The following is a 25,796-nucleotide window of genomic DNA, read 5'->3' as shown; positions in this document are numbered from 1 at the left end:
CTGATGACGCAAGCGCTTCCCTCCAGCCTGATCGTGATCCCCTGCCTGAACGAGGCAAGCCATATCGGCGCGCTGCTCGATCAATTGCGGCCCGCGGCTCAAAGGCTGGGCGCCAGGATCATCGTCGCCGATGGCGGCAGCACCGACGGCACGCTGGCCATTGTCGAGCAGATCGCCGCGAAGGATTCGCGCGTCATCCTGCTTCACAACAAGCGCCGCATCCAGAGCGCGGCGATCAATCTCGCCATTGGCACTTTCGGTGAGGGTGCGGACTATCTGATCCGCATCGACGCGCATGGCGGCTATCCCGACGATTATTGTGACCGGCTGCTTGAGGAAGCGATGGCCACATCAGCGGATTCGGTCGTGGTTTCGATGCTGACCAGCGGCAGCGGCGCGGTACAGAAATCGGTTGCGGCGGCGCAGAATTCGAAACTCGGCACCGGTGGCTCCAAGCATCGTCACCTCTCCGCCGGAGAGTGGGTCGACCATGGCCATCACGCGCTGATGCGGATTTCGGCCTTCGGCGCTGTTGGCGGCTATGACGAGACGTTCAGCCACAATGAGGATGCCGAGCTCGACTATCGGCTGCGGCGAGCCGGTTACAAGATCTGGATGAGCGGCAAGACGCGGATGGTCTATTACCCGCGCGCCTCGCTCAAAGGTCTCTATTTCCAGTATCTCGGTTATGGCCGTGGCCGCGCCAAGAATGTGCTGAAGCACCGCGTCATTCCAAAGGTCCGGCAGATGGTGCCGCTGGCGGTCTTCCCGGTGGTTCTTCTGGCTGCCTTCTCCTTCGTGCACTGGATCGCGGCTGTGCCTTTGCTGGTCTGGGCGGCGGTATGCCTGGGCTACGGCCTGGTGACGGCCATCCGCCAGCGCAATGCCGGCATCGCGCTTGCCGGCGTCTCGGCGATGGTCATGCATTTCGGCTGGTCCGTCGGCTTCTGGCTGCAGCTTCTCGGCCTTGGCGCGCGACGCGGGGTGGCGTGATGGCGGTTCAGGCCAAGAACCGCAGCATCGACATCGGCGTGTGCACGTTCCGGCGGCCGGAACTGGCCGATACGCTGCGCTCGCTCGCCGCCATGGAAATGCCGGCAGGGTTTGATGTCAGCGTCATCGTCGCCGACAATGACGACACGCCAAGCGCGCAGGCCCTGGTGGCGGCGCTGTCGCGGGATCTGAAATTGCCGGTCCGCTACCGGCATGCGCCGGCGCGCAACATCTCGGTCGCCCGCAATGCTTGCCTCGATGCCAGCCAGGCGGATTTCCTCGCCTTCATCGACGATGACGAGACTGCCTCGCCGCGCTGGCTGGCCGAATTGGTCGCGACGGCTGAGGACAGCGGCGCAGCAGCCGTGCTCGGCCCGGTGCGGGCGCTCTACCGCCCGGATGCGCCAGAATGGATGCGGCGCGGCGATTTCCATTCGACCTTGCCGGTGTGGGTGCGCGGCGAGATCCGCACCGGCTACACCTGCAACGTCCTGCTGCGCATGGGATCGGACAGCTTGCGCGGCCGCCGCTTCAGCCTGGCGCGCGGCCAGACCGGCGGCGAGGACACCGAGTTCTTCGATCAGATGGTCAAGGCCGACGGCCGCATCGCCTTTTCTCAAGACGCCTGGGTGGACGAGGTGGTGCCGCGTGCCAGGGCTGCGTTCGACTGGCTTGGCCGGCGCCGTTTCCGCGTCGGTCAGACGCATGGTCACCTCCTGGGCAGCAACGCGCGCGGCATCGGGCTGATCAAGCATGTCGGCCTTGCCGCGGCGAAGGCGGCCTATTGTTTCGCCGCGGCACTTCCCGTCGTCGCCAGCCCGGTACGCAGGAACCGCAGCGTGTTGCGCGGCATCATGCATGTCGGTGTCGTCAGCGGTCTTGTCGGCGTCCGCGAAATCCGCCTCTATGGCCAACCCTCGCCGGGGGAAGGGGGCAAGCGTGCAGCCTGACGTTTCCCCGACCCCCGATGTTTCAGCCCCCGACGTTTCCGTTGTGATCGCGGCCTACAATGCCGAGGCGACGCTGGATAGGGCGATCGCCAGCGCCATCGCGCAGAAGGGGGTCAGCGTCGAGATCATCGTTGTCGACGACCAGTCGCGCGATGCCACGCTCGATGTGGCGCGGGCCTATCCAGGGGATATCGTGCGCGTCGTTGCGCTCGCCAGGAATCGCGGTCCCGGCGGCGCCAGGAATGCCGGCCTCGACGTCGCCCGCGGCAGGTGGATCGCGGTTCTCGATTCCGACGACGCCGTCTTTCCAGGCCGTCTCGCCGCCATGATCAGCCGCGCCGAAAAAGCCGAAGCGCAGATCGCCGTCGATAACCTCCAGATCATTCGCGAGGACGGTGTGGTCGAGGACGCGATGTTCCCGCGGCGGTATCTGGAAGGCTTGGGCGAGATTTCGCTCGCCACCTACATCGCCGGCAACATCGTCTTCGAATCGAAGTTCAACCTAGGCTATCTCAAGCCGATCTTCCAGCGCCGGTTCCTGGATGAGAACCGGCTTCGCTATGACGAGAAGCTGAGGATCGGCGAGGATTATATCCTGTTTGCCGAGGCCCTGGCCAAGGGCGCTAGATGCGTGGTCGAGCCCGATATCGGCTACGCCTATCACATTCGCAGCGGCTCCATCTCGCGTGTGCTCGAGCTTCATCATGTCGAAGCGATGCGCAAGGCGGACGCCGCATTCGCTCAGACCCATCGGATGGATGAGGCAGCACAGGCGGCCTTTGCCCGGCGCGGCCGCAGCCTGCGCAAGGCGGCCTCCTTCCTGGCGATGGTCCAGCACATCAAGGCGCGGTCCCCCCTCAAGGCGATCCGGACGGCGCTCAGCGACCCGGCGGCGGTCAGGCATATGGGCATGCCGATCGCCGTGCGGTTGCGACGAGTAGCGGCACAGTTTGCCGTGGGGGTGGGGAGGTGAAGATGCAGGCACATGGAGGGATTTTTCGTGGCCTGTGAATGGACTGCAGTCGATCTCCTCAGAAGGAATTTGCGATGAAGAAAATCAGGAAGGCCGTGATACCGGTGGCGGGGCTTGGAACACGGTTCCTGCCGGCGACCAAGTCGATGCCGAAGGAAATGCTTCCCGTGGTCGACAGGCCTGTCGTGCAATACGCGGTGGACGAGGCCTTCGAAGCCGGCATCGAGCACATCGTGTTCGTGACCGGCCGCAACAAGGCGGTCATCGAGGACTATTTCGACCTGCATCCGGAATTGATCGGCACGCTGGAGCAGACCGGCAAGAAGACTCAGCTGGAGGCGCTCGAAAGCATGCTGCCCGTGGCTGGCGCCACCTCCTTCATCCGCCAGCAGTCGCCGCAAGGCCTCGGCCACGCCGTCTGGTGCGCCCGCGAAGTCATCGGCAACGAGCCTTTCGCCCTGCTTCTGCCCGACATGGTCTCCTTTGGCGGTCGCGGCTGCCTGGCCGAGATCACCGATCTCTACGCCGAGACGGGCGGCAATGTGATCGCCGTCGAGCGCTGCGATCCGAGCGAGACCAACAAATACGGCATTGTCGGGCGCGGCGCCGAGATCGGCGGAGGCTTCGAGGTTACGGCCATGGTCGAGAAGCCGGCCCCGGCCAACGCGCCGTCGAATTTCTACATCAACGGCCGCTACATCCTGCAGCCCGAGATCTTCGCGCTGCTGGGCAATCAGCAGCGAGGCGCCGGCAACGAGATCCAGCTGACCGACGCCATGGTCCGCCTGTCGAGGGACCAGCCTTTCTTTGCCCAGCCTTTCCTGGGTCGCATGTTCGACTGCGGGTCCAAGGAAGGGTTCATCCAGGCCAACATCGCCTTCGCGCTGGCACGCAACGACATGAAGGGTCCGGTTTTCGAGATGCTTCAGGAGTTCGTCCGGTCGCATGAACGCCAGGAAGAAGCCGCATAATGCCCATCTTTCGGGAGCATTGTCACATGACTGTTGGCGAGGGGCCGGCAGGTTCGTCGCTGATTGGCATGAGGCTTGCACTGCCCACGGCAATGCTCCCGGCCATCGAGGCAACTGCAAGCCAAGGCACGATCCCGGAAAGTCAGTCCCGGTTTTCGGAAAAGATTGTGCCCAAACAAAGAGATAGAGCCTCAACCCGATGATCGGGACGCAACAGGCTCTGGGATTGGACCGACGATGAACTATGCCAACTTTCCTCTCGACAAGAGGATGCCGTTGCCGAATTCGGATGCAGGAGACGGCGAAGACTTCATCGATATCGAGCGGCTGCTTGGCATGGCTGCGCGGCAGGCCAAGGTGGTTGCCGTGTGCGCCGCCATCGGTCTTTTCCTGGGCATGCTCTATCTGCAGACCACGCCGCCCAAATTTGTGTCGGTGTCGAGCGTGCTGATCGACGAGGGCCTGAACAAGATCGTCGACGACATTTCGGCGGCGTCGACCACCATGCAGACCGATTCCGCCATTTTAAGCCAGATCGAGATACTGACCTCGACGCGGCTTGCCGCGGTGGTCGTCGACAAGCTTAAGCTCGACCAGAATGATGCCTTCATGAATCCGCCGCAGTCGGCGCTTGCCCAGGGCGTCGGCCTGATCCGCGGCCTGATCCAGTATGTCCGCCCCAGCCCGCCCATGCCGGGCCTTGGTGACATCAGCAAACTCGACCCGGCCGCCCGCGATGCGCTGATTGCCGCGTCCCGCCGTGACTACGCCATCCTCAAGCTGCAGAGCGAAATCCGGGCGGATCGTGTCGGACGAAGCTATGTCATCGCGCTTGGCTATCAGGCGACGGATCCGGGACTGGCGACCGCGATTACCAAGGCCTATGCCGAAGCCTATCTTGCCGATCAGCTCGATGCCAGCTTCGACGCCACCGAGCGCGCGGCGGTCTGGCTGCAGGGCCGGCTGACGGAACTGCGCGAAAGCTCGCAGCAGGCATCGCTCGCGGTCGAGAAATTCAGGGCCGAGCACGGCCTGTCCGCCAACAGCGATGGCCAGCTGATGAGCGACAAGCAGCTTGCCGATCTCAACGCCCAGCTGATCGTGGCGCAGGCCGACACGGCTCGCGCCAGCGCCCGCTACCAGCAGTACAAGTCGATTGTCGATAGCGGCTCCGACAACGCCTTCAAGGACGCGGCCATATCGGCCGACCAGCCGAGCAGTTCGGTCATTTCGGCGCTCAAGACCCGCTATCTCACCGTCGCCAAGCGGCAGCAGGACGTCGAGGCGAATTTCGGTCCAGAACATCCGCAGGCCGTCGCGCTTGCCAAGGAAAAGGCCGACATATCGGCGCAGATTTTCGGCGAGCTGAAGCAGCTCACCGAAAGCTATCGCAACGAATATGAGGTGGCGCTGGCGCGCGAGACCGCTCTCAGGGCCAATGTCGCCGCCGCACAGGGCAAGAGCTCCATCGACAACCAGTCGCAGGTCCAGTTGCGCGACCTCGACCAGAAGGCGACGGCGCTCACGACCCTCTACCAGACGTTCCTCGGCCGCTACGAGGAAGCCGCGCAGCAGCAATCCTTCCCGGTCGGCAAGATCCGCATCATCTCGGACGCCTCGACGCCGCTCTCCGCCTCGAGCCCGCGTACCATGGTCGTGCTCGGGCTCTCGCTCGTGCTCGGTGTGTTGATGGGCGCAGGCTTCGGCGGCCTCAACGAATTCAACGAGCGGTTTTTCCGGACCGGTGAGGAGGTCCGTGACCGCGTCGGTCTCAAATTCCTCGGCTACCTGCCGACCATCGGCAGCAAACCTGCCAAGGACGACAAGCCGGCCGAGGCTCAGCCGGATGCCAAGGCCGCCAGATCGCCGGCCGCCATTGAAAGGCGGGCGCGAATGAGGGTGAGCATCGACGCCCCGGCATCGATGTTTGCCGAAACGCTGCGCAGCGCCAAGATCGCCTTCGATGTCGTGATGGAAGGACAAGGCAGCCGCGTCATCGGCGTCATCTCCGTGCTTCCCGGCGAAGGCAAGTCGACGGTGGCGGCCAATCTCGCCGGGCTGCTTGCCGCCAACGGCGCCAAGACGCTGCTCATCGACGGTGATTTGCGCAATCCAGGTCTCAGCCGCAGCCTTGGCATGGAGGCCGAGCAAGGTTTGATGGAAGCGGTGGTGAGCGGTCAGACTTGGCAATCCGTCGGCAAGATCGACAGGCAGACCAAGCTTGCCATCATCCCGGCCGTGTTGCGCGGGCACTTCTCGCACACCAGCGAGCTGCTGTCCTCGGCCGGAATGCGGCGCTTCATCGAGAATGCCAAGGAGACGTTCGAATACATCGTCGTCGATCTGCCGCCGCTCGGGCCGGTGGTCGACGCCAAGGCCTTCGCGCCGCTCGTCGACGGCTTCGTGCTCGTCACCGAATGGGGCCGCACGCCACGCGCCATGGTGCGGTCGATGCTGGAATCCGAGCCCTATGTCGCCAACAAGATCGTCGGGGTGGTGCTGAACAAGGTCGATCTGAAGAAGCTCGCCAAATACGGATCGTTCGGGGCTTCGGAGAAATTCTTCGACAAGTATTCGACCTACTATCTCGACAAGTCGGAAGTTCGCAGCAAGGCACCGGTCTAGGGCAGTTCACTGTTTCACGGAAACGGCGAACCGCTCTAACTCCTTGTTTTGACGCAATTCCCAAGGGAACGCGCTACACGCTCTTCCCGGGAAACCGTTCACTATTCTCCAGGCGCCGCGCCTGATCAGGAGAAGATCAGGCGGCCTTGCTTGTCGGCGATCCGGACAGCCGTCAGGCGGCCGCTCTGGAAGGCGGCGGTGTCGATGCCCAGCCTGCGTCCCTCAAGTCTCGGTATGTCCACCGGCGTGTGGCCATGCACCACCCAGCGGTCGAGCAGATGGGCCGCGTCGAAGAAATCCGAACGGATGTGGAGGAGGTCACGGTCGTCCTGCGCCGCGAGGTCGACGCCCGGCCTGATGCCGGCATGGACGAAGACGAATTTCCTCGAGCGGACCATGATCGGCAGCCCACGCAGGAAGCTGACATGCTCGGCCGGGATGACATCCCTTATGTGCTGGTCGATCTCGGCGCTTCTTTCGTAAAGACCGGCAAGGCGCTGCGGGTCGAGACCATAGGAAAACAGGGTTTGCAGGCCACCTGTCGCCAACCAGGGTTCGCGTGACAGATTGCCGTCGAGATAATGCAGCATCGCCACCTCGTGATTGCCCGCGAGGCAGATGCGCTGGAACCCTTTCGGCGGCGGCGCAAGGAGATGGTCGAGCACCCGCGCCGATTGCGGCCCACGGTCGATATAGTCGCCAAGCATGATGATGATCTTGCGGCCCTGGAAGCGCAAGGAATCGAGCAGGATCTTCTGCTCCAGCGAGCGCAGCTCCTTGTAGCAGCCATGCACGTCGCCGATCGCATAGACGGTCGTGTCCTGCAGGTCGATATCGAGGCGTGCGCGCGCCGCCATCCGGGGTTTTCGCTGAAACAGGTTCACTGGCGAAGGCTCTCGATATCGAAAAGCGGACGGTCATGCACAAAACATGACTGTCTGTTATCCCGCGTGAAGCGGAGCGTGCCAAGAGGCTAATTTCACGATCCCGAAGCGGAATCCGGATTTCGGAAAGATCCTGCCGCGCCAGACGGATAGGGCATGCCGGGCCGGCTGGATGCGTTCACGTCACGGCGCAATTCCAGGAAAGGTGCGAGGCGGTTTTCCGCCCGCAGTTGCGTCAGGATGAAGATGGATCGGTTCGCCGGTTCCGCGAAACGGGAACCGACCCGGCGTCTAGGCGGCCTTGAGCCGATAGCGGAAAACGGTGTGGTCGAGCAGCAGCCGGATACGCGGCTCGGCCTCGGTCGCCACCAGCCAGCTTGCCGCGATCATGGTCGCGCCGACGATCGCCATCGATGGGAGATAAGGAGCACCGGCGCGGACCATGGCCCCAAGCATTGCCGCGCCGACAACATCGTGGATCAGATAGAGCGGATAGGTCATCAGGCCGATCCGGCGCCAGCCGCTCCAGCCGAGGTTGAGCCGCAACGACCATGCCATCAAGGCGATAGCGACGAGAAAGATCAGGATTGGCGGCGCATAGGGCATCACGGCATTGACCTTGATGCTGTGGACGTCGACCGAACTGGCGATCTGCAGCACGCCGCCGCCGAGGAACAACAGGCAGAAGCCAAGGCGGGAAGGCGTCAGCGCCTTGAACCGCATCAGCCAGAGCAACACGCCGACCGCGAAGAAACAGCCATGGTGCACCAGGGTAAGCTGCAGCCAGCGCGTCTCGGCGAAGTCGGACCAGTCGAAGAGATAATAGAGGCACCAGAACAGCGTGCTGACGAGGCCGATGGCGGTAGCGGCCATTTCCATCAGATGGAAGCGGCCGAGCCGCAGCAGGATCCAGACGATGGCGTAGAAGGCGATCTCGATGCCAAGCGTCCAGTAGACACTGTCCACCCAGGGGCCATAGGGCGCGAACAGGCCGGTGCGGACGAGCCTGACCACCGCATCGGTCGGCCAGCTCAGGCCGATGAGCAGCAAAAGCACGGCGGTGATCGGCGCGCAGATCCAGACTGCCGGCGCCAGCCTTTTGAACCTTGCCTCGAAAAACCGCAGGGGCGTCGATTTCTCGGCGCTGAAGGCGATGACGAAGCCGCTGATGACGAAGAAGATCTCAACGCCGACCCAGCCGGACCCGACCCAGGCCCCTATTGCCGGCTGCGCCGGCACGCCGCCGGTGGCCTGCGCCGAAATGCCATCGGGATAGGCCCATACCCAGAAGCCATAATGGTAGATCATGACCAGCACGGCGGCGAGAAATCGCAGGATGTCGACGCCGCCGAACGTAATTTTCTGTTGAGCCATACCGCACCGCCGGATGGCCCCCCACCCGTCACTTTAGGGTGGCTTGCTGCATTGCACAATAAAAGTATTGCTCGCCGATCAGGATAGGCCGACCGGCGCGGAAGGGCGCCGCGAAACCGCTCACCGTGTCGGCCTCAAACCCCGATCCCGCGCGCCTTCAGGGCAGCGCTGATCTCGTCAAGGATGGCAGGGTCGTCGATGGTCGCCGGCATCGCCCACTCCTCCTTGTCGGCGATCTTCTGCATGGTGCCGCGCAGGATCTTTCCCGACCGGGTCTTGGGCAGGCGCTTGATCGTCACCACGGTCTTGAAGGCCGCGACCGGGCCGATGCGCTCGCGCACCAGCGCGACGACCTCCTTTTCGATGGCGCCGCCGTCGCGCGCGACACCGGCGTTCAGCACCACGAAGCCGAGCGGGATCTGGCCCTTCATCGCATCGGCGATGCCGACGACAGCGCATTCGGCGACATCGGGATGGGCGGCCAGCACCTCTTCCATGGCGCCGGTCGACAGCCGGTGGCCGGCGACATTGATGATGTCGTCGGTGCGGGCCATCACGTAGAGGTAACCGTCCTCGTCGATCATGCCGGCATCGGCTGTCTTGTAGAAACCGGGGAACTCATCGAGATAGGCTTGGCGGAAGCGTGCATCCGCGTTCCACAGCGTCGGCAGGCAGCCGGCGGGCAGCGGCAGCTTGACCACGACATTGCCGAGCGTCCCGCGCGGCACTTCGTGGCCGGCATCGTCAAGCACGCGGATATCGTAGCCGGGCATCGGCACGCCGGGTGAGCCGTATTTCACCGGCAGCAGCCCTAGCCCCGCCGGGTTGATGGTCATCGGCGAACCGGTCTCGGTCTGCCACCAATGGTCGACCACCGGCACGTTCAGCTTCTGCTCCGCCCATTTGATGGTTTCGGGGTCGGCGCGCTCGCCGGCGAGGAACAGCGTGCGGAATTTCGACAGATCGTATTTGGGAACGAACTCGCCTTTCGGGTCCTGCCCCTTGATGGCGCGGAAAGCCGTCGGCGCGGTGAACAGCGCGACGACGCCATGATCCGAGATGACCCGCCAGTAGGTGCCGGCATCCGGCGTGCCGATCGGCTTGCCTTCGAACAGGATGCTGGTACAGCCATGCAGCAGTGGTCCGTAGACGATGTAGGAATGGCCGACCACCCAGCCGACATCGGACGCCGCCCAGAACACTTCGCCCGGCTTGACGCCGAACTCGTTCTCCATCGTCCATTTCAGCGCGACCATGTGGCCGCCATTGTCGCGCACGATGCCCTTTGGCTGGCCGGTCGTGCCCGACGTGTAGATGATGTAGAGCGGATCGGTGGCGAGCACCGGCACGCAGTCGACATTGGCGCCTGCGGCCCGCTCGCGCGCGACGGCGTCGGCATAGTCGATGTCGAAATGGTCCTTCAGGTCACAGCGCAGCTGGTCGCGCTGCAGGATCAGGCAAGCGTCCGGCTTGTGGCGGGACATCTCGATCGCTTTGTCGAGCAGTGGCTTGTAGGCAACGATGCGGCCTGGCTCCAGGCCGCAGGAGGCCGAGATGATCAGCTTGGGCCTGGCGTCGTCGATGCGGGTGGCAAGCTCATGCGAGGCAAAGCCGCCGAAGACCACCGAATGCACGGCGCCGATTCGGGCGCAGGCGAGCATGGCGATGGCCGCCTCCGCCACCATCGGCATGTAGATGATGACGCGGTCGCCCTTGCCGACGCCCCGGTTCTTCAGCACAGAGGTCAGGGCCACCACTTCACGCTTCAGTTCGGCATAGGTGAATTTTCTCACCGTTCCGGTGATGGCGCTGTCATAGATCAGCGCGATCTGGTCGGCGCGTCCGCCGGCGACATGCCGGTCAATGGCGTTGTAGCAGGTGTTGCAGGTGGCGCCCGTAAACCAGCGGCCGTAGACGCCGGCGGTGGCGTCGAACACCTTGTCCCAGGGCGAATACCAGTCGATGGCGCCCGCCGCGTCCGCCCAGAATTCTTCCGGTTCGCGTTTCCAACCGTCATAGACCTCATGATAGCGTGAAGCCATCCGTACCTCCCCAGGAACCATTTGCCGTCTTTGCAAACAGCCTATGCTGTTTTTTCCGGCGCTGTCTTCCCTGATTTTCGTCTGAGCCGGTCTCGTCTTGACCCCTGGTGCCCTGTGTCGTGAAGTGGAGCCTTCGCGAGGGAGGATCCGAACGATGCGCCATCCATTGCCGATCATGGCAAAACCGGCATTTGCGCTGACGGTCGGCGCGATGCTCGCGATCTCCACCGCAACCGCACTGGCCGGAGACGCAGCGGCACGGCGCGTCATCGGCTTCTCGCCCGACGGCGGCTATTTCGCCTTCGAGCAATATGGTGAGCTCGATGCCGGTGCCTCGGCGTCCGGTTATTCGCAGATCGACATCATCGACACGCGCACCGACGAATTCGTTGGCGGCAAGCCCATACTGGTCGTTGACGAATCCGAGGAATCGACGCTGACGCTCGAACAGGCAAGGGCGCAAGCGGCTGCGAGGGCAAACCCCATCCTGGCCAGATACGCCATCGCATCGCGCGGCAAGCAGACCGCCTCCGACAAGTTCACCTTCCCCAGCGAGATGGTCGCCTACGCCGACATCTCCCGCCTCGAGCAGGTGTCGCGGAAATGGCTTTCGCCGCTCTATGGCGAGACAGGCATTTCGACGATCCAGCTCGACCAGATCCTGGCCGCCAGCACGGCGGATTGTTCGGCGAATTTCGACGAGGCCCAATCGGGCGACCAGGCCCTCCAAGGTGACAAGGCCTTGCAAGGTGACGAGACCCCTCAAGGCGACAAGACGGGCAAGGCGCTCGGTTTCCGGCTGTCGCTGCGGGGCCAGGACGGCAAGCCGTTCAAGACCTTGCACGAGGACAAGGCCGTGCCTGGCTCGAGGAACTGCCCGACTTCCTACAGCCTGTCGGAATCCTATGAATACACACCTTCAGGCAAACCGGCGGTGATTGTCGTGCTGGTGCAGCGCTTCAGCCAGGGCTTCGAAGGGCGCGACCGCCGTTTCATTGCCGTGACTGGGCAGGCTCGCTGAGGAGCCGGCTCGATAGCCGACTAACGAACTGTATTCATTGGACAAAATTTCGATTGTACTAGATCGGCAGGGCCACGAGCATGAGGCCTACGCCGCCGAAGATCAAAATCGCCGCCGCCAGGGCTTTTCGATGACGTTCGAAAGTCGTCGGAGCCCGCTCCCAGTTGTAACGCATACGCTACCTCCCCCAAACCCGTGGAGTCTTTACCTTACTTAAGGGAAGAAAAGCAACGGTCCCATCGGTCAATGCACTTGCCTGTGGCGTCACGGCGACGACTATTTCTGGGGCGATTTTCGGTTGGGAACGGGTGATGGCGCTTGTGCGATCGGCGGGGAATCCGTCCCATCGCAAAGCCGCATCGGCTATCTCTCCGGCCGGCCGATAGACAGCGCCGCACCGCCGCGCTATCTCATTTTCGGGTTCTGGCACGGCTTGTTGGGGTTGGTGATGGAAATTGTCTCTGGAACGGTTTTGCGGCTGGCGGACGACGCCTCGGTCCAGCATGTCGGCGACGGTGCCGTCGTGCTTCTGGCACGCAGCGGCCAGCTCTATACGTGCAACGGCACGACCGAAGCCTTTCTCGACAAGGTGGATGGCGCGCGCAGCCTCGATCAGATCGTCGGCCTGCTTTGCGAGGAGTTCGAGGTCGACAAGGATACGCTCGATGAGGACATGGCGGCATTGGCCAACGATCTGGTCTCGGAAGGTATTCTCGCCGCCCCGGGTGCTTGATGGCTAGAGGTATCGCCTGATGGCTGACGGTCCGCTCCTGCGTGCCCTGTTTCGCTGCCATCTCTGGACAAGCGCGCGGCTGATGCCGGCGCTCATTGCCGGGCGCAGCTTCGAGGACGTGCTGAAATGGGCCCCGCTCGCTTCCTCGACCCCCTATCGCGGCCTGCCATCGGCCTACATCGTCGCCCGCGTCAACCGCACTGTCCGCCATCCCTGGCTGATGCGCGACCGCAGATGCCTGCGGGAAGGCCTGCTCGGCCATCGCTTCCTGCGCTTCGCCGGCTTCGATCCGGAGCTGCGTTTCGGCGTCGACCCGAAGTCGCTGCGGACGCCGCGCGTCTCGGCGCATTGCTGGGTCTGCCTCGATGGCAGGCCGGTGGTCAGTGACAGCCTTCCCGGCATGGTGGAGATCTATCGCCACCATGCCGATGCCTCAAAGGTGCACCCAGCTTGACCAGGCCTTCAGCATGCTACGACCTCAACGGCCAGGTCTTCGGCATATCGGCCGAACGCCCCGAGCTTTGGCAGGATTTCGACAGGATGCTGGCCATCCTGCGAATCACCGCTGATACCGCGCCGGGCTTTCTTCTCGATATCACCGAGGCGGACGTTCTGGACGAAGAGCCCGGCGGATCGCTCGTCTTCGACGGTGAGATACCTGAGGACGGCTACTGCCGGATGGTCGCTGAGGGCGGCACCATCCATCTCATCTTTCCCGGGCGCCAGACCGTTGCCGTCAATGACGAGGAAGGGTGGGCGAAACTCCGGGTTCGCCCTGGGGCGAAAGCAGCCTGGACGCCATCGATGCTGGTGTTGGACGCGGCGCTCGACGCCGGCGGCCAGCATATGCTGCACACGGCCGGCCTGATGCTGCCGGGCCACGACAACATCGTGCTGATCCATGCACCAAGCGGCACCGGCAAGACCACCACGTCGCTGGCGCTGGCAACGCAGGGCTTTGGTCTCTGCTCCGACGACGCCATGATCTTGGATCTGGCTTCGGAGAAGCAGCCCCAGGCCTGGGGTTTGCCGCGCCACGTCAAGATCCACCAGAAGACCGCCGAGATGATCCCGCAGGTTGCGCCTTGCCTTGGCCCGTCATGGGACCGCAACGGCGAACAGGCCGTCTCGCTGCAGCGGTTGGGCGAGATCGTACGCATCGAAAGCCCGATCGCCCGGCCCGTGGCGGCTCTGCTTCACCTGGCGCGCTCCGCCGACGGTGATACCCGGCTCGTGCCCATGGCACGGACCGACGCGATGGTGGCGTTGGCGATGGACAATGTCCGCACCGGCATGACCGGCCTGCTGCCCTCGCAGAGGCGCCGGCTGGCGACGATCGGCAAGCTGGTTTCCTCGGTGCCGACATTCACCCTGGAAGTGGGCGCACGCCCGGCCGACGCGGCGGCGCTGATAAACGCCACGTTGACATCACCGGGTTGACGGCAGGTTCAAGCGGCCTATGGCCTGGCCTTGGCCACCCGCTGGATCCAGCGGAAGGCATCGCGCCGCAGACGCGAGCCGATCTTCTCCCGGGAATTGACCCTGAGCAGCGTGTTCGTCGTGATCAGCCGCTTGGCCAGCCTTATCGAGAGATCGGGCTTGATCCGGCCGGCGAGATCAAGCGCGCGACCCTCGCCGAACAACTGGCCGGTAACATTGAGCACGATCGCCAGTTCGAGCTCGATGCCGGTCATGCGGGCGGCGTCGAGCAGGCGGCTCTCCGATTCGGCTGATTGCAGCGCCCGCACCCCTTGCAGCACGTCGACGCAAAGCTGCAGCCGGTGGAATTTGTGGCCGCCGGCGGCGTGCACGATGGCGATCGTCAAAAGCGCTGCCGGCGTGTCCGTCGCGTCCCCGTCGATGACGCCCAGTTCGCGGAACCCCAGCGACAGCCGCCGCCGCATGCCGGTGTCGTGCACCAGGTCGCCATGCAGTTCGACCAGCAGGCTGGAATTCTCCTTTTCCAGCCATTTGAATTCCTGCAGCTGGTAGGATTTGGCTTCGTCACTGCCGAGTTCGAAGCCGCATGCCGCGATCACCTGGTTTGCCCGCGCAAGGTTGGCGGGTTCGACAAGGATGTCGATGTCGGTGAACGGCCTGTCCGACACGTTGCGATAGAGCTTTCGCGCGAAGACCGGTCCCTTGACGATCCGCGCCGGAATGCCCCGCGCCGCCATCTCCTTCATGATGCGGTCGCCATGATATTGCAGCAGCATCGACTGGCCGGTGGCGATCGTCGCCTTCTGGCGCAAATCGTCGAGCTTGTCCCGCAAGCCGGCGTCCGGCGGCAGGCGTGCATCGCCGCGCTCCCTGAGCTTGCGCAGCATGATCGGCAGGATGCCGTGGAATTCGGCATTTTCGAGCAGCGCGGACAGAGATTTTGCCGACAAATTGTCCTCGACTGCCGCCGCCTCCGGATCGGCGAAGCGCAGCAGCAGTCTTTCTTCGGCGGAGGTGAGTGATGGCAGCATCAAGCCGGACAAATCTTATCGCTGAGGGGAATGTCCAGGATGGTTGCAGAAAAGCGCTGTGGAAGCCAGTCCTACATGCCCCAGCGCAGTGCCGCCGTATGGACAGGCGCGTCCCACCAGCCGGTCATCTCGTCATCGAGCATGGTCAGCGTGATCGAACAGCCAGCCATATCGAGCGAGGTGACATAGGTGCCGACCAGCGAGCGGGTTACCGTCACGCCCCGCTTCTCGAAAATCCGGCGGGCGCTATTATACATCAGATAGAGCTCCATCAGCGGCGTGCCGCCGAAGCCGTTGACGAACAACAGCGCCGGGCCTGTCGCCTTGTCACCAAGATCGCCCAGGATCGCGGTGCAGATTTCCTCGGCGATCGCATCGGCGCCTTTCAACCTGTCGCGGCGACGGCCGGGTTCGCCATGGATGCCGACGCCGAATTCCATTTCGCCGTCGCCGATCTCGAAGGTCGGCTTGCCCGCGGCCGGCACGGTGCCGCTGGTCAGAGCCACACCCATTGAACGGGTGGCGGCGTTGACGCGCTCGCCCAGCGTCTTCAGCACGGGCAGGGCCAGGCCATGCTCGGCCGCCGCGCCGACGATCTTTTCCACCACCAGCGTGCCGGCGACGCCGCGCCTGCCGGTCGTATAGGATGAGTTCTCGACGGCGACGTCGTCATTGGTCACCACCTGCAGGACGCCTTCCGACATTTCGGCGGCCATGTCGAAGTTCATCACATCGCCCTCGTAGTTCTTGACGATGAACAGGCAACCGGCCCCGGTGTCGACGGCCTGCGCCGCCGCCAGCATCTGGTCCGGCGTCGGCGAGGTGAACACCTGGCCGGGGCAGGCGGCATCCAGCATGCCATGGCCGACAAAGCCGCCATGCAGCGGCTCGTGGCCCGAGCCGCCGCCCGAGATCAACGCCACCTTGCCCGGCCGCAAGGTCCTGCGACGGACGAATTTGTGATCCTCGCCAAGCACCAGTATATCGGCATGGGCGGCCACGAAACCATCGAGGCTCTCGGTCAGCACCGTGTCCACCGCGTTCATAAATTTCTTCATGGCGTCCTCCCAAACAGCCCGGCAAGGAATAATCAGCCGCCACCCTTGCCGGCGATGCTGGTGATCTTCTGGATGAATTCGTTGATGGCCCGGTCGAGCGCCGCATTCTGCTTGTCGTCACCGAAATCGGGAACGACAAGCGAAACGTGCCGGGTCTTGCGCATGCCAGCGGCCACCGACATCTTTCCCGGATGCGCCTGATGGTAGGCGGCGAGGAACTGATCCCGCTCGGCCGGGCTGAAATGGCAGACGGAAAAGATCGAAGGCAGATGTTTCGAAGGTATCGGGATCGTATAGGCGGGGCTGGAGATCTGCGTCACGAAACTGCGGTGCTTGCCGAGCGCGTCGGCGAGGCGCTGGCGCATGCCGGACGGGCGTTGGTCGATGACCTGCGACAGGATCGTCTTGTAGGCGCGGATCGCCTCTTCGGAACCGGGTTCGGGTTTGATGTCGACCATGCCAGCCGCGCCTACACCGAAACATCTGAAATGGCCGCCTTGGCCATGGCGAGTTGCGCCGGCGCGACGGACAGATCGCGCAAGCCTGCTTCGAGCAGCGACGGGATCGCGTCCGGATCGCCGCCGGCATCGCCGCACAGGCTGACCGGAATGCCGTTCTCCCGTCCAAAGGCCGTGACCGAGCCGATCAGCCGCAGCACCGCCGGATGGCGGACCGAATTGAGGTGTGCCACGGCGGCATTGTCGCGCGCCGCCGCCATCACATATTGCGTCAGGTCGTTGGAGCCGATCGAGAAGAAGGCGACGCCGGAGAATGCTTCCGGCGCGATGGCGACCGAAGGCACTTCGACCATGATGCCGAGCGGCGGCATCTTGTGCGCGACACCGCGGGCGGCAAGGGCTGCCTGTTCCTCGGCGAACAAAGCGGCTGCGCGCTCATACTCATCGGCGATGGCGATCATCGGAAACATGACCCTGAGATTGCCGTGCGGCGCGGCGCGCAGCAATGCCCTGATCTGCACGCGAAAAATGTCGAGCCGCGCCAGCGACAGTCTGATCCCGCGCAGCCCGAGGAACGGATTGCCTTCCTCGACGGTGAAGCCCGGCACCGGCTTGTCGCCGCCGGCATCGACAGTGCGGATCGTCACGGGTTTGTCGCCAGCCCACTCAAGCACCTTGCGATAGGCACGATACTGCGTCTCCTCATCCGGCAATATCCGGCCGAACAGGAATTCGGTGCGCATCAGCCCGACACCGTCGCAGGTCGCGATATCCAGGGCGTCGACATCGGACGGGTCGGCGATGTTGACCTGCACCCGCACCGCCGTGCCGGCTCTTGTCGCGGCCGGCCGTGCCAGAAAAGTCCTCGCCTTGCCTTGTCGGGCCGTGAAGGAAGAGGACGACCGCCGGAACGATCCGATCTCCGCCGGCGAGGGCGCCAGGACGATATTGCCGTGTTCGGCGTCGAGCAGCGCCATGCCGGCAAGACCGGCAAGCGGTTCGCGCAGCCCCACCACCATCGGCACGCCACGCGAGCGAGCCAGCATGGCGACATGGCTGGCGGTACTGCCCGCCTTCAGCGCGATGCCGCCGCCATGGCTCCAGTCGGTTTCGAGAAAACGCGTCGGCGCGATGTCCTCGCCGCAGAGGATGGCACCGGTCGGCGCCGTGGCGCCACCGTCCTCGGTCAGCGCGCGCAGCACCTGGTCCCTGATATCGCGCAGGTCCGTGGCGCGGGCGCGGAAATAATCCTGGTCGGAGGCCTCGTAGCCGGCGATCTCGGCGTCGAGCGCCTCCCGCCATGCCGCGTCGGCGGTCCGTCCGGACGCGATCGACGCGAAGGCTGGTCCGCTCAGTGCATCGTCCTCCAGCATGGCGATGTGGAATTCGAGTATGCCGGCGGCGTCGCTGTCGGCGGTTTCGACTATTGCCGCAAGCCGGCTTACCGCCTTGCCGATCGCGGCTTCCAGCGACGTCTTCTCTTCCGCTGATGTGGCTTTGCTTGCATAGATGGCCGGCGGCCGGTCGAGGTCGAACAACGGCCCCTCGGCATAGCCGGCCGAGGCCGGAACACCCTCAATCCGCATGGCCCGCATTCCCAAAGCAATTCCAGGAAAAGTGTGAGCGGTTTTCCCGGGCAAAGCGCATAGCGCTTCGCCCTTGGGAATTGCGCAAGAAGAAGATGCTGGAGCGGTTCAGCGTTTCCGTGAGACGCAACACCGCTCCTGCAGGCAGGCGAAGGCGCGCGCCAGCGTCAGGCCGACCGGACATGACCGGCGTCCTCGTCGAAATCGCGCTGCACCAGGTCGATCAGCGCGCGCACGGCATCATCGGCGCCGCTGCCTCTGGCCCTGATGTGCAAAACCGTGCCCTTTGGCGCCTTGGCCGCCATCACCTTGACGATGCTCTTGGCGTCGAACCATGGGCCGTTGGTGGCAAGCGCGATTTCCACGTCGGCGGCAAAGGTCTTGGCCAGCTTGGTGAACTTCACCGAGGGACGCGCATGCAGGCCCACATCGTGGGTGATCAGGACGGTCGCTTCGGCGGCTGCGGACATTTTCAGGAATCCCGTTCACTCACGACGGCGACAATTCATGCGCCGTCGCCACCACTTCCTTCAGCGAGGCGCCGCCGGAGGATTCGGTCGCCGCCATCACCGCGCCCTCGACGATCGGCGCGTTGCAGACGGTGATCTTCTGCGCCCGCGGCTCGCCGATCATTTCCACCGCCATTTCCGAATTGGTCTCGGCTCCGCCGAGATCGACAAGGATGGCGACACCGGCCTCCGACCAGGCCTTGTCGATGGCACCCATGATCGCCTCGACACTGGTGCCAAGCCCGCCATGGCCGTTTCCGCCGCACCATGCAAGCGGCACTTCGTCGCCCACCATCTGGCGTACCATGTCGGCCGTGCCCTCCGCGACCAGCGGCGAATGCGACACGATCACGATCCCGACATTGCTCATGCGCTTTCCCCGATCGCTTGCCCCAACGTGCGCACCAGCAGTGCGGTCGAGCGCGCGCCGGCATCCATATGACCGATCGAGCGGTCGCCAAGGAACGAGGCGCGGCCGCGTAGCGCCTTCATCGGCACGGTCGCATCGGCGGCGGCGTCGGCGACGTCGGCGATTTCCGCCGCCGTCTTGCCTCCCGCCAAGGCGTCATGCACCGGTTGCAGCACATCGAGCATGGTTTTTTGTCCGACCTGGGACTTGCCACGCGCTGCCACCGCTTCGATCGCCTTGCCGAAGGCCGCCGTCAAATCGGCACGATCGGGCTCCGCCGCAATTTCCTTGCCCAGCGCCATGAACAATGTGCCGAACAGCGGACCGGAAGCACCGCCCACCGTCATCACCAGCTTGGTGCCGATCGCCTTCAGGGCCTCGGGCAAGGGCTTCGCGGCGAACACGCCAGCCTCGGCCCGCACGGCCTCGAAGCCGCGCTTCATGTTCAGCCCATGGTCGCCGTCGCCGATCGCCTGGTCGAGCACCGTCAATTCCTCGGCATGGGCGGCAATCGTATCCGCGGCTGCCGCGATCAGCCCGGCAAGGTTCAACGCCGTCATGTCGTCCAAATTCCCGGTTTTCACCATGCCGGCAGTAGCGAAAGAACGGTCATTCGACAACGGGTGCATGTGTCAGGCCGTGACGAGCAGCGCGGCGACGGCTGCGAAAACCTCGGCCACGGCATGGGCGCCGGGGTCGACCACGCCCTGCAATTTGGTCCCGACATAGGCGGACCGCCCGGCTTTTGCCTTCTCCATGGCGGCCGTCGCCTCGGCTCCGCGCCGGGCCGCGATCGCTGCTTCGCCAGGGCCGTTGCCGTCGAGCGTCTTGAGCGCCGGCTCGAGCGCATCGACCATGGTGCGGTCGCCCGGTTTGGCGCCGCCATAGAAGGTCATTCGCTCAAGTCCGGCGAGCAGCGCCTTGGGCAGGCTGGCGCCGCCGTCCAGCGCCCGCGCCGCCGCCGTGAAGAAGATCGACAGCAGCACCCCGCTGGAGCCGCCCATCGATGCGCTCAGCGTGTCGCCGACGGCGCCAAGGGTCGCCGCGGGATTGGCCAGCGGCAGCGTGTCGAGCCGATCGAGGATACTGCGCGCTCCGGTCGCCACGGTCGAGCCGGTGTCGCCGTCGCCTGCCTTGGCGTCGAGACCGTTCAAGGTCGCTTCCAGGGAAATCAGCTTTTCACAGACCGTGACGATCAGGCGCCTGGTGCCGGCATCCTGGCTGGCCCTGTGCGCGGCACTTTGTCCGGCTGCCTTCGCCATCGGCACGATGGCAGGTGCCGCGACCGGCCGTGCCGGCATCCAGGCGTGCGGGCCGACCGGCGCCAGCAAGGCGGCTTCGCGCGCTGGATCGAGCCGGATCAGCGACAGCGAGAAGCCGTTCATGTTGAGCGCCGTCATCAGCGGACCGGGGCCGATCGTCAGCTTGACCATCCTGGCGAGTGATGAAGCGAGCACCGCGTTGGCGACCAGCGACATTTCGAGCGGCGGCACCGAACCGAGATTGTTGATCAGCAAGGCATGGCTGGCCCTCGGATCGAGCAGCACTGCCAGGCGCTCGGCCATGATCGCCACCAGCCGGTCCGCGCTTTGCACCGCGATGCGCTCGACGCCCGGTTCGCCATGGATGCCAAGGCCGAGTTCACCATCGTTCTCGCCAAACCGTTCCTCGTGCGGCTGGCCGGGAATGGAGCAGGAAGACAGCGAGATGCCGAGCGAGACGATATCCTTTGCCGCCGCCCGCGCCGCCGCCGCGATACCGGCCAGATCATGGCCGGCCTCCGACAGATGGCCTGAGATCTTGTGCACGAACAACGTACCGGCGACGCCGCGCGGCTGGGCGATGTCGGGAAGCGCGATGTCATCGCCGACAATCACCATCTCGACGCGAAAACCTTCGGCGCGCGCCTTCTCGGCCGCCAGGCCGAAATTGAGGCGGTCGCCCGTGTAATTCTTGACGATCAGCAGGCAGCCGGCCGGGCCGGTGACCGCGCGGATGGCCGCAAGCACCGCTTCGACGCTCGGCGAGGCAAAGATCTCGCCCGAGACCGCCGCCGTCAGCATGCCCTTGCCGACAAAGCCGGCATGCGAGGGCTCGTGCCCCGCGCCGCCGCCGGAGACGACGCTGACCTTCGACTTGTCCCAATCGGCACGCAGCACGACCTTGATCTCGGGATAGCCGTCGAGGCGCGCGAGATCGCCCGATCCGATCGTCCGCAACAGGCCGTCCAGCGCCTCGGTGACGATGGTTTCCCGGCGGTTGAAAAAGTGCTTCATCGAATTCGTCCCGTATTCGCAATCGTCAATCAAAGGCGGGGTGAACCCTCAGTGGGAGCGCCGAACCTCTTCACATCAACCGTTGTCCGTCGGCGCCGAAATAGAGCGGCGAGCGATAGCGGATCATCACCTTGTCGCCTTGCGCCAGATCGGTGTCCGGATCGGTAAGCGTCACCAGTTTCCTTGGCCCCACCGTCACATGCAGATGGTTCTGGTCGCCGAGATGCTCGACCCAGTCGACGACGCCGTCGGCATGGCCATTCATCGCCTTTTCGATCGTCAGATGCTCCGTGCGCGCGCCGATCGTCTTGGTGCCCGCTGGCGCGCCGCCATCGGGCAGCAGGCCGGTCGGCAGAAGATTGATCGCCGGCTGGCCGAGCCTTGCCGCGACATGCAGGTTTGCCGGCTCCGAATAGATCGTCCTCGGCGTGCCGATCTGCACCAGCACGCCGTCGGCGAGGATGCCGATGCGGTCGGCCATGGTCATCGCCTCGATCTGATCGTGGGTGACATAGAGCATGGTGGCGCCGAGTTCGGACTGGATGCGCTTCAATTCGAGCCTGAGATCCGCTCGCAGCTTGGCGTCGAGCGACGACAGAGGTTCGTCCATCAGATAGATCGCCGGCTTGCGCACCAGCGCGCGGCCGATGGCGACGCGCTGCATCTCGCCGCCGGACAGTCTGGTCGAGCGGTTGGCGAGCTTGTGGTGGATACGCACCATCTTCGCCACCTCCTCGACGCGGCGGCGGATCTGGTCTTCCGGTATCTTGCGTGCCGGTGAGCGCAGCGGGAAGGCGAGATTGTCGAACACCGACAGATGCGGGTAGAGCGAATATTGCTGGAACACGAAGGCGGTGTCGCGCTCCGCCGGGGACAGCGTCGTGGCGTTGTGGCCGCCGATCTCGATGGTGCCGCTGTCCGGGCGCTCCAGCCCGGCGATCAGCCGCAGTGTCGTCGTCTTGCCGGCCCCGGTCGGTCCGAGCAGCACGACGAATTCGCCATCGGCTATGTGCAGGTCGAGACCGTCGACGGCGACATGTTCGCCAAAGCTCTTGGTCACGTTCTTGATGTGCACGTCAGCCATGCTGCGCTCTCCCCTGAGAGGCGGTATCGTGGATCGCGGTTTTGACCGCCCTGCCGGAGCCCTTGTCGAACAGCGACAGCCGCGCGCTGTTCAGGGCCAGGCCGACATGATCGCCAGCGTTGAGCCGGATTTCGGCCGGCACGCGCGCCTTGATGATGCCGTCCGCCGTTTCCACCGCGACGATCTGGGTGGTGCCGAGATATTCGGTGCCGTAGATGGCGCCGCGCAGTTTCGAGGCATCGTCGAAGCGGATGTGTTCGGGCCGGATGCCGAGCGCCATGTCGGCCGGCGCGATGTCCTCGCGCACTTCCGGCACCGTGACTTTCGCGCCCTGGACGACGATTTCCCTGGCGCCCTTGGCCAGCCCGCCGCCGAAGCCCAGAAAGTTCATCGGCGGCGAGCCGATGAAGTCGGCGACGAACATGGTTGCCGGTCGGTCGTAGATTTCGCGCGGACTGCCGAACTGCTCGATGACGCCGTGGTTCATGACGGCGATCTTGTCGGCCATCGACATCGCTTCCATCTGGTCATGCGTGACATAGACCGTGGTGGCGTGGATGCGGTTGTGCAGTTCGCGCAATTCATGGACCATCAGGTCGCGGAATTCGGTGTCGAGCGTGCCCAGCGGCTCGTCCATCAGGAAGCACTTCGGCCGCCGCACGATGGCGCGGCCGAGCGCGACGCGCTGGCGGTCGCCGCCGGCGAGGCCGGAGACGGATTTGTTGAGCAGATGGTCGATGCGCAGGAGTTTTGCCGTCTCCTCGACGCGGCTGCGGATTTCGGCCGACGGCATGCCTTGTGCCAGCAGCGGAAAACCGATGTTCTTGCGCACATTCATGTGCGGATAGAGCGCGAACAGCTGGAAGACGAAGGCGATGTCGCGCTCGCGGGCCCGCAGCATGGTGACGTCGTCGCCGCCGAGCAGGATCTGGCCGCCAGTCGGCAGTTCCAACCCTGCGATCATGCGCAAGGTCGTCGTCTTGCCGCAGCCCGACGGCCCGAGCATGACGAAGAACTCGCCATCCTCGACGACGAAGTTGGAATCCTGCACGGCGACGAAATCGCCGAAGGCCTTTCTCAAATTCTGGACGCGGATTTCGGCCATGATTATTCCGGGAACTTCGAGACGATGATGAACATCACGGTGCCGGCTAGCATGGTGATGAAGGAATAGGTGTAGAGCGACAGCGCGAAGGGCTGGAACAACATCAGGAAGCCGATGGCGATCAGCGCCGTCGCGATGTTTTCCATCACGCCGCGCCGGGCCCAGGCCGGCCAGCGCGATTTGCGTTTGACTGATTTGGTCATGCTCATTTGCGCACCGCGCCAAAGGTGATGCCGCGCAGCAATTGCTTGCGAAGCAGGATGGTGAAGACCAGGATCGGTACCAGGAAGATGGTCGTGCCGGCCGCAACCGCCGGCCAGTCCTGGCCGCCTTCGCCGATGATGGTCGGGATGAAGGGCGGCGCGGTCTGCGCGGTGCCCGATGTCAGCAGTGCGGCGAAGGCGTATTCGTTCCAGGCGAAGATCAGGCAGAAGATCGCCGTCGCGGCAATGCCGGTGGTCGCCTGTGGTAAAACTGTGCGCCAGAAGGCCTGCAGCCGCGTATAGCCGTCGATCATCGCCGCTTCCTCATACTCGCGCGGGATCTCGTCGATGAAGCCTTTCAGGAGCCACACCGCCAGCGAGACATTGACCGCCGTGTAGAGCAAGATCATGCCGAGTGCCGTGTCCGACAGGCCAAGCTCGCGGTACATCAGGTAGATCGGGATGGCGACCGCGATCGGCGGCATGAAGCGCGTCGACAGGATGAAGAACAGGAGGTCGTCGGCGAGCGGCACCTTGAAGCGCGAGAAACCATAGGCCGACAGTGTGCCGAGAAACACCGCGCAGAAGGTCGAGCCGAAGGCGATGATCAGCGAGTTGACGAAGCGCGGCAGGAAGTTGGACGGGCCGGCGATCACCATGTTGCGCTTGCGCACCGTCTCGTCGCAGAAGCCGGTCGCCGGTCCGAGCGAGTTGATGTATTCCGGCGTCTGCCTTGTCCGGGTCGTGAACAGGTTGCAGTAGCCCTCGATGCTGGGCTGGAAGACGATCTTGGGCGGATAGGCGATCGAATCCGGCGGCGTCTTGAAGCTGGTGGCGAAGATCCACAACAGCGGCACGATCGAGATTAGCGCATAGGCGATGATGATCGCTCCGGCGATACGCTTCGAGTTCGCCGAAGGGGCGACGACCGAATGGGCTGTGGTCAGGCTCATCTCTGCTTCACCTTGTTGAGCGCCTTGACGTAGATGTTGGCGAGGCCGAACACCGCCACGAACAGGATGATGGCGAACGCCGAGGAATAGCCGGTGCGCCAGCTCTCGAAGGCCTGCCGCTTCAGCGTGATCGAGGCGACCTCGGTGGTCGAACCCGGCCCGCCGCCGGTCAAGAGATTGACCATGTCGAACATCTTGAAGTTCTCGATGCCGCGAAACAGCACCGCCAGCATGATGAAGGGCAGCGCCATCGGCAGCGTGATCGACCAGAATTGCCGCCAGTTGGAGGCGCGGTCGACCTCGGCCGCCTCGTAGATGTATTCGGGGATCGAGCGCAGGCCGGCCAGGCAGATCAGCATCACGTAGGGCGTCCACATCCATGTGTCGACGATGACGATCGACCACGGCGCCAGCTCGACGTTGGAGAGCATCTGGATGCTCGTCGGCGGAATGCCGCTGACGAACGAGATGACATAGGAGAACAAGCCGATCTGCGGCTCGTAGAGGAAGCGCCAGAAGTTGCCGACCACAGCAGGCGACAGCATCATCGGCACCAGGATCAACGTCGTCCAGAAGGCGTGGCCGCGGAACTTGCGGTCGATCAGCCAGGCCAGCGTGAAACCGATCAGCGTCTGCAAGAGGATGGTCCAGAACACGAAATGCGCGGTCGTCTGCATGGCGATCCAGATGTCCTGGTCGCCGAGGATGCGCTGGTAATTGGCAAAGCCGAGATTCTTCACCACCTCGTTCGGCCGATTGGCCCGGTAGTTGGTGAAGGACAGATAGATCGCCCAGAACAACGGGAAGATGTTGATGGCAAGCAGCAACAGGATCGTCGGCGAGATGAACAGCCAGGCAAGGCCCTTGTCGCTGATGCCACGGACCTTGCGGGCCAACGGTTCCGGGGTCGCCCGGGCAACGTTCTCCGCGGTCCGATTGAGCATGGTCAGTCCTGCTTCGGTCACTTGGGTCGTCTCTGTCATGGAATTTATCTGAACTGCGTCCCGTGCCAAGGGCGGCACGGGACCAAGAGCACGATGCCGAAAAGTGTGAGGCGGTTTTCGGACGACATCTTGCTCTCTCTCTCGTTGAGGCCGGAGGCGGATGATCTCTGGTCG

General features: G+C 64.1%; 25 protein-coding genes. 9 read left to right on the top strand and 16 right to left on the bottom strand.

What is annotated here, in order from left to right; translation table 11 throughout:
* Positions 1–3: 3 nt before the first annotated feature.
* The 5 genes from EB230_RS01180 to EB230_RS01160 all read left to right on the top strand — a co-directional run bounded on the left by EB230_RS01180 (position 4) and on the right by EB230_RS01160 (position 6,512).
* A complete protein-coding gene (locus EB230_RS01180) occupies positions 4–993 on the top strand; it encodes a glycosyltransferase family 2 protein (protein ID WP_056569468.1) in 990 nt (329 codons plus the stop codon).
* Positions 993–1,943: a glycosyltransferase family 2 protein gene (locus tag EB230_RS01175; RefSeq protein WP_065005412.1), complete on the top strand. Its 951-nt coding sequence runs from the start codon at positions 993–995 to the stop codon at positions 1,941–1,943. The genes EB230_RS01180 and EB230_RS01175 overlap by 1 nt, the downstream gene beginning before the upstream one ends.
* Positions 1,933–2,916, top strand: a complete 984-nt coding sequence (locus EB230_RS01170; RefSeq protein ID WP_056570381.1) for a glycosyltransferase family 2 protein — start codon at positions 1,933–1,935, stop codon at positions 2,914–2,916. Before EB230_RS01175 ends, EB230_RS01170 begins: the two co-directional genes overlap by 11 nt.
* Positions 2,917–2,990: 74 nt before the next feature.
* Positions 2,991–3,887 carry a UTP--glucose-1-phosphate uridylyltransferase gene (locus EB230_RS01165; RefSeq protein WP_056569474.1) on the top strand — a complete coding sequence of 299 codons (897 nt, stop codon included), beginning with the start codon at positions 2,991–2,993 and terminating at the stop codon, positions 3,885–3,887.
* A gap of 237 nt (positions 3,888–4,124) precedes the next feature.
* Positions 4,125–6,512: a polysaccharide biosynthesis tyrosine autokinase gene (locus EB230_RS01160; protein ID WP_056569477.1), complete on the top strand. Its 2,388-nt coding sequence runs from the start codon at positions 4,125–4,127 to the stop codon at positions 6,510–6,512.
* A 125-nt stretch (positions 6,513–6,637) separates the two neighbouring features.
* Here EB230_RS01160 and EB230_RS01155 read toward each other — a convergent pair whose 3' ends face one another.
* From EB230_RS01155 to EB230_RS01145, 3 genes are all read right to left on the bottom strand, one after another.
* Entirely contained in the window at positions 6,638–7,369 is a 732-nt protein-coding gene (locus tag EB230_RS01155; RefSeq protein WP_056569480.1) for a metallophosphoesterase family protein, read from the bottom strand.
* Positions 7,370–7,687: 318 nt separating this feature from the next.
* A complete protein-coding gene (locus tag EB230_RS01150) occupies positions 7,688–8,770 on the bottom strand; it encodes an acyltransferase (protein WP_172371090.1) in 1,083 nt (360 codons plus the stop codon).
* 134 nt (positions 8,771–8,904) lie between these two features.
* Positions 8,905–10,812 (bottom strand): propionyl-CoA synthetase, encoded by a 1,908-nt coding sequence (locus EB230_RS01145; protein WP_056569487.1) that lies wholly within the window; start codon positions 10,810–10,812, stop codon positions 8,905–8,907.
* Between the two features lie 154 nt (positions 10,813–10,966).
* On the opposite strand from EB230_RS01145, the gene EB230_RS01140 reads away from it, so the two are divergent.
* From EB230_RS01140 to EB230_RS01125, 4 genes are all read left to right on the top strand, one after another.
* Positions 10,967–11,833 (top strand): DUF2259 domain-containing protein, encoded by an 867-nt coding sequence (locus EB230_RS01140; protein ID WP_056569490.1) that lies wholly within the window; start codon positions 10,967–10,969, stop codon positions 11,831–11,833.
* 298 nt (positions 11,834–12,131) lie between these two features.
* Positions 12,132–12,566 (top strand): PqqD family protein, encoded by a 435-nt coding sequence (locus EB230_RS01135; protein ID WP_244494022.1) that lies wholly within the window; start codon positions 12,132–12,134, stop codon positions 12,564–12,566.
* A 19-nt stretch (positions 12,567–12,585) separates the two neighbouring features.
* Positions 12,586–13,020, top strand: a complete 435-nt coding sequence (locus tag EB230_RS01130) for a lasso peptide biosynthesis B2 protein (RefSeq protein WP_056569493.1) — start codon at positions 12,586–12,588, stop codon at positions 13,018–13,020.
* Positions 13,017–14,006 carry a hypothetical protein gene (locus EB230_RS01125; protein WP_056569496.1) on the top strand — a complete coding sequence of 330 codons (990 nt, stop codon included), beginning with the start codon at positions 13,017–13,019 and terminating at the stop codon, positions 14,004–14,006. Before EB230_RS01130 ends, EB230_RS01125 begins: the two co-directional genes overlap by 4 nt.
* Before the next feature lie 17 nt (positions 14,007–14,023).
* On the opposite strand, the gene EB230_RS01120 is transcribed toward EB230_RS01125, so the two are convergent.
* From EB230_RS01120 to EB230_RS01060, 13 genes are all read right to left on the bottom strand, one after another.
* Positions 14,024–15,037 carry a nucleotidyltransferase family protein gene (locus EB230_RS01120; protein ID WP_056569499.1) on the bottom strand — a complete coding sequence of 338 codons (1,014 nt, stop codon included), beginning with the start codon at positions 15,035–15,037 and terminating at the stop codon, positions 14,024–14,026.
* A gap of 71 nt (positions 15,038–15,108) precedes the next feature.
* A complete protein-coding gene (gene dhaK / locus EB230_RS01115; RefSeq protein WP_056569502.1) occupies positions 15,109–16,095 on the bottom strand; it encodes a dihydroxyacetone kinase subunit DhaK in 987 nt (328 codons plus the stop codon).
* A 32-nt stretch (positions 16,096–16,127) separates the two neighbouring features.
* Positions 16,128–16,553, bottom strand: a complete 426-nt coding sequence (locus tag EB230_RS01110) for a hypothetical protein (protein ID WP_056569505.1) — start codon at positions 16,551–16,553, stop codon at positions 16,128–16,130.
* Positions 16,554–16,564: 11 nt separating this feature from the next.
* Positions 16,565–18,139, bottom strand: a complete 1,575-nt coding sequence (gene ptsP / locus EB230_RS01105) for a phosphoenolpyruvate--protein phosphotransferase (RefSeq protein WP_056570386.1) — start codon at positions 18,137–18,139, stop codon at positions 16,565–16,567.
* A gap of 167 nt (positions 18,140–18,306) precedes the next feature.
* On the bottom strand, positions 18,307–18,609 hold the full coding sequence (locus EB230_RS01100) for an HPr family phosphocarrier protein (protein WP_056569508.1): 303 nt from the start codon (positions 18,607–18,609) through the stop codon (positions 18,307–18,309).
* Positions 18,610–18,628: 19 nt separating this feature from the next.
* A complete protein-coding gene (gene dhaM, locus EB230_RS01095; protein WP_056569510.1) occupies positions 18,629–19,018 on the bottom strand; it encodes a dihydroxyacetone kinase phosphoryl donor subunit DhaM in 390 nt (129 codons plus the stop codon).
* Positions 19,015–19,617, bottom strand: a complete 603-nt coding sequence (gene dhaL / locus EB230_RS01090; RefSeq protein WP_056570387.1) for a dihydroxyacetone kinase subunit DhaL — start codon at positions 19,615–19,617, stop codon at positions 19,015–19,017. Before dhaL ends, dhaM begins: the two co-directional genes overlap by 4 nt.
* A gap of 72 nt (positions 19,618–19,689) precedes the next feature.
* A complete protein-coding gene (locus EB230_RS01085; protein WP_056569514.1) occupies positions 19,690–21,333 on the bottom strand; it encodes a dihydroxyacetone kinase subunit DhaK in 1,644 nt (547 codons plus the stop codon).
* A 70-nt stretch (positions 21,334–21,403) separates the two neighbouring features.
* Positions 21,404–22,417, bottom strand: a complete 1,014-nt coding sequence (locus tag EB230_RS01080; protein ID WP_056569516.1) for an ABC transporter ATP-binding protein — start codon at positions 22,415–22,417, stop codon at positions 21,404–21,406.
* Entirely contained in the window at positions 22,410–23,522 is a 1,113-nt protein-coding gene (locus tag EB230_RS01075; RefSeq protein ID WP_056569519.1) for an ABC transporter ATP-binding protein, read from the bottom strand. Before EB230_RS01075 ends, EB230_RS01080 begins: the two co-directional genes overlap by 8 nt.
* Before the next feature lie 2 nt (positions 23,523–23,524).
* Positions 23,525–23,731: a hypothetical protein gene (locus EB230_RS01070; RefSeq protein ID WP_081294931.1), complete on the bottom strand. Its 207-nt coding sequence runs from the start codon at positions 23,729–23,731 to the stop codon at positions 23,525–23,527.
* A complete protein-coding gene (locus EB230_RS01065; protein ID WP_056569523.1) occupies positions 23,728–24,678 on the bottom strand; it encodes a carbohydrate ABC transporter permease in 951 nt (316 codons plus the stop codon). Before EB230_RS01065 ends, EB230_RS01070 begins: the two co-directional genes overlap by 4 nt.
* Positions 24,675–25,622, bottom strand: a complete 948-nt coding sequence (locus tag EB230_RS01060; RefSeq protein WP_056570391.1) for a sugar ABC transporter permease — start codon at positions 25,620–25,622, stop codon at positions 24,675–24,677. Before EB230_RS01060 ends, EB230_RS01065 begins: the two co-directional genes overlap by 4 nt.
* Between the last annotated feature and the right edge of the window lie 174 nt (positions 25,623–25,796).

Source organism: Mesorhizobium sp. NZP2234 (genome assembly GCF_013170765.1).
Taxonomy (GTDB): Bacteria; Pseudomonadota; Alphaproteobacteria; order Rhizobiales; family Rhizobiaceae; genus Mesorhizobium; species Mesorhizobium loti_D.
The sequence above is the reverse complement of the archived record's forward strand: the minus strand, read 5'-3'. Positions and strand labels throughout refer to the sequence as shown.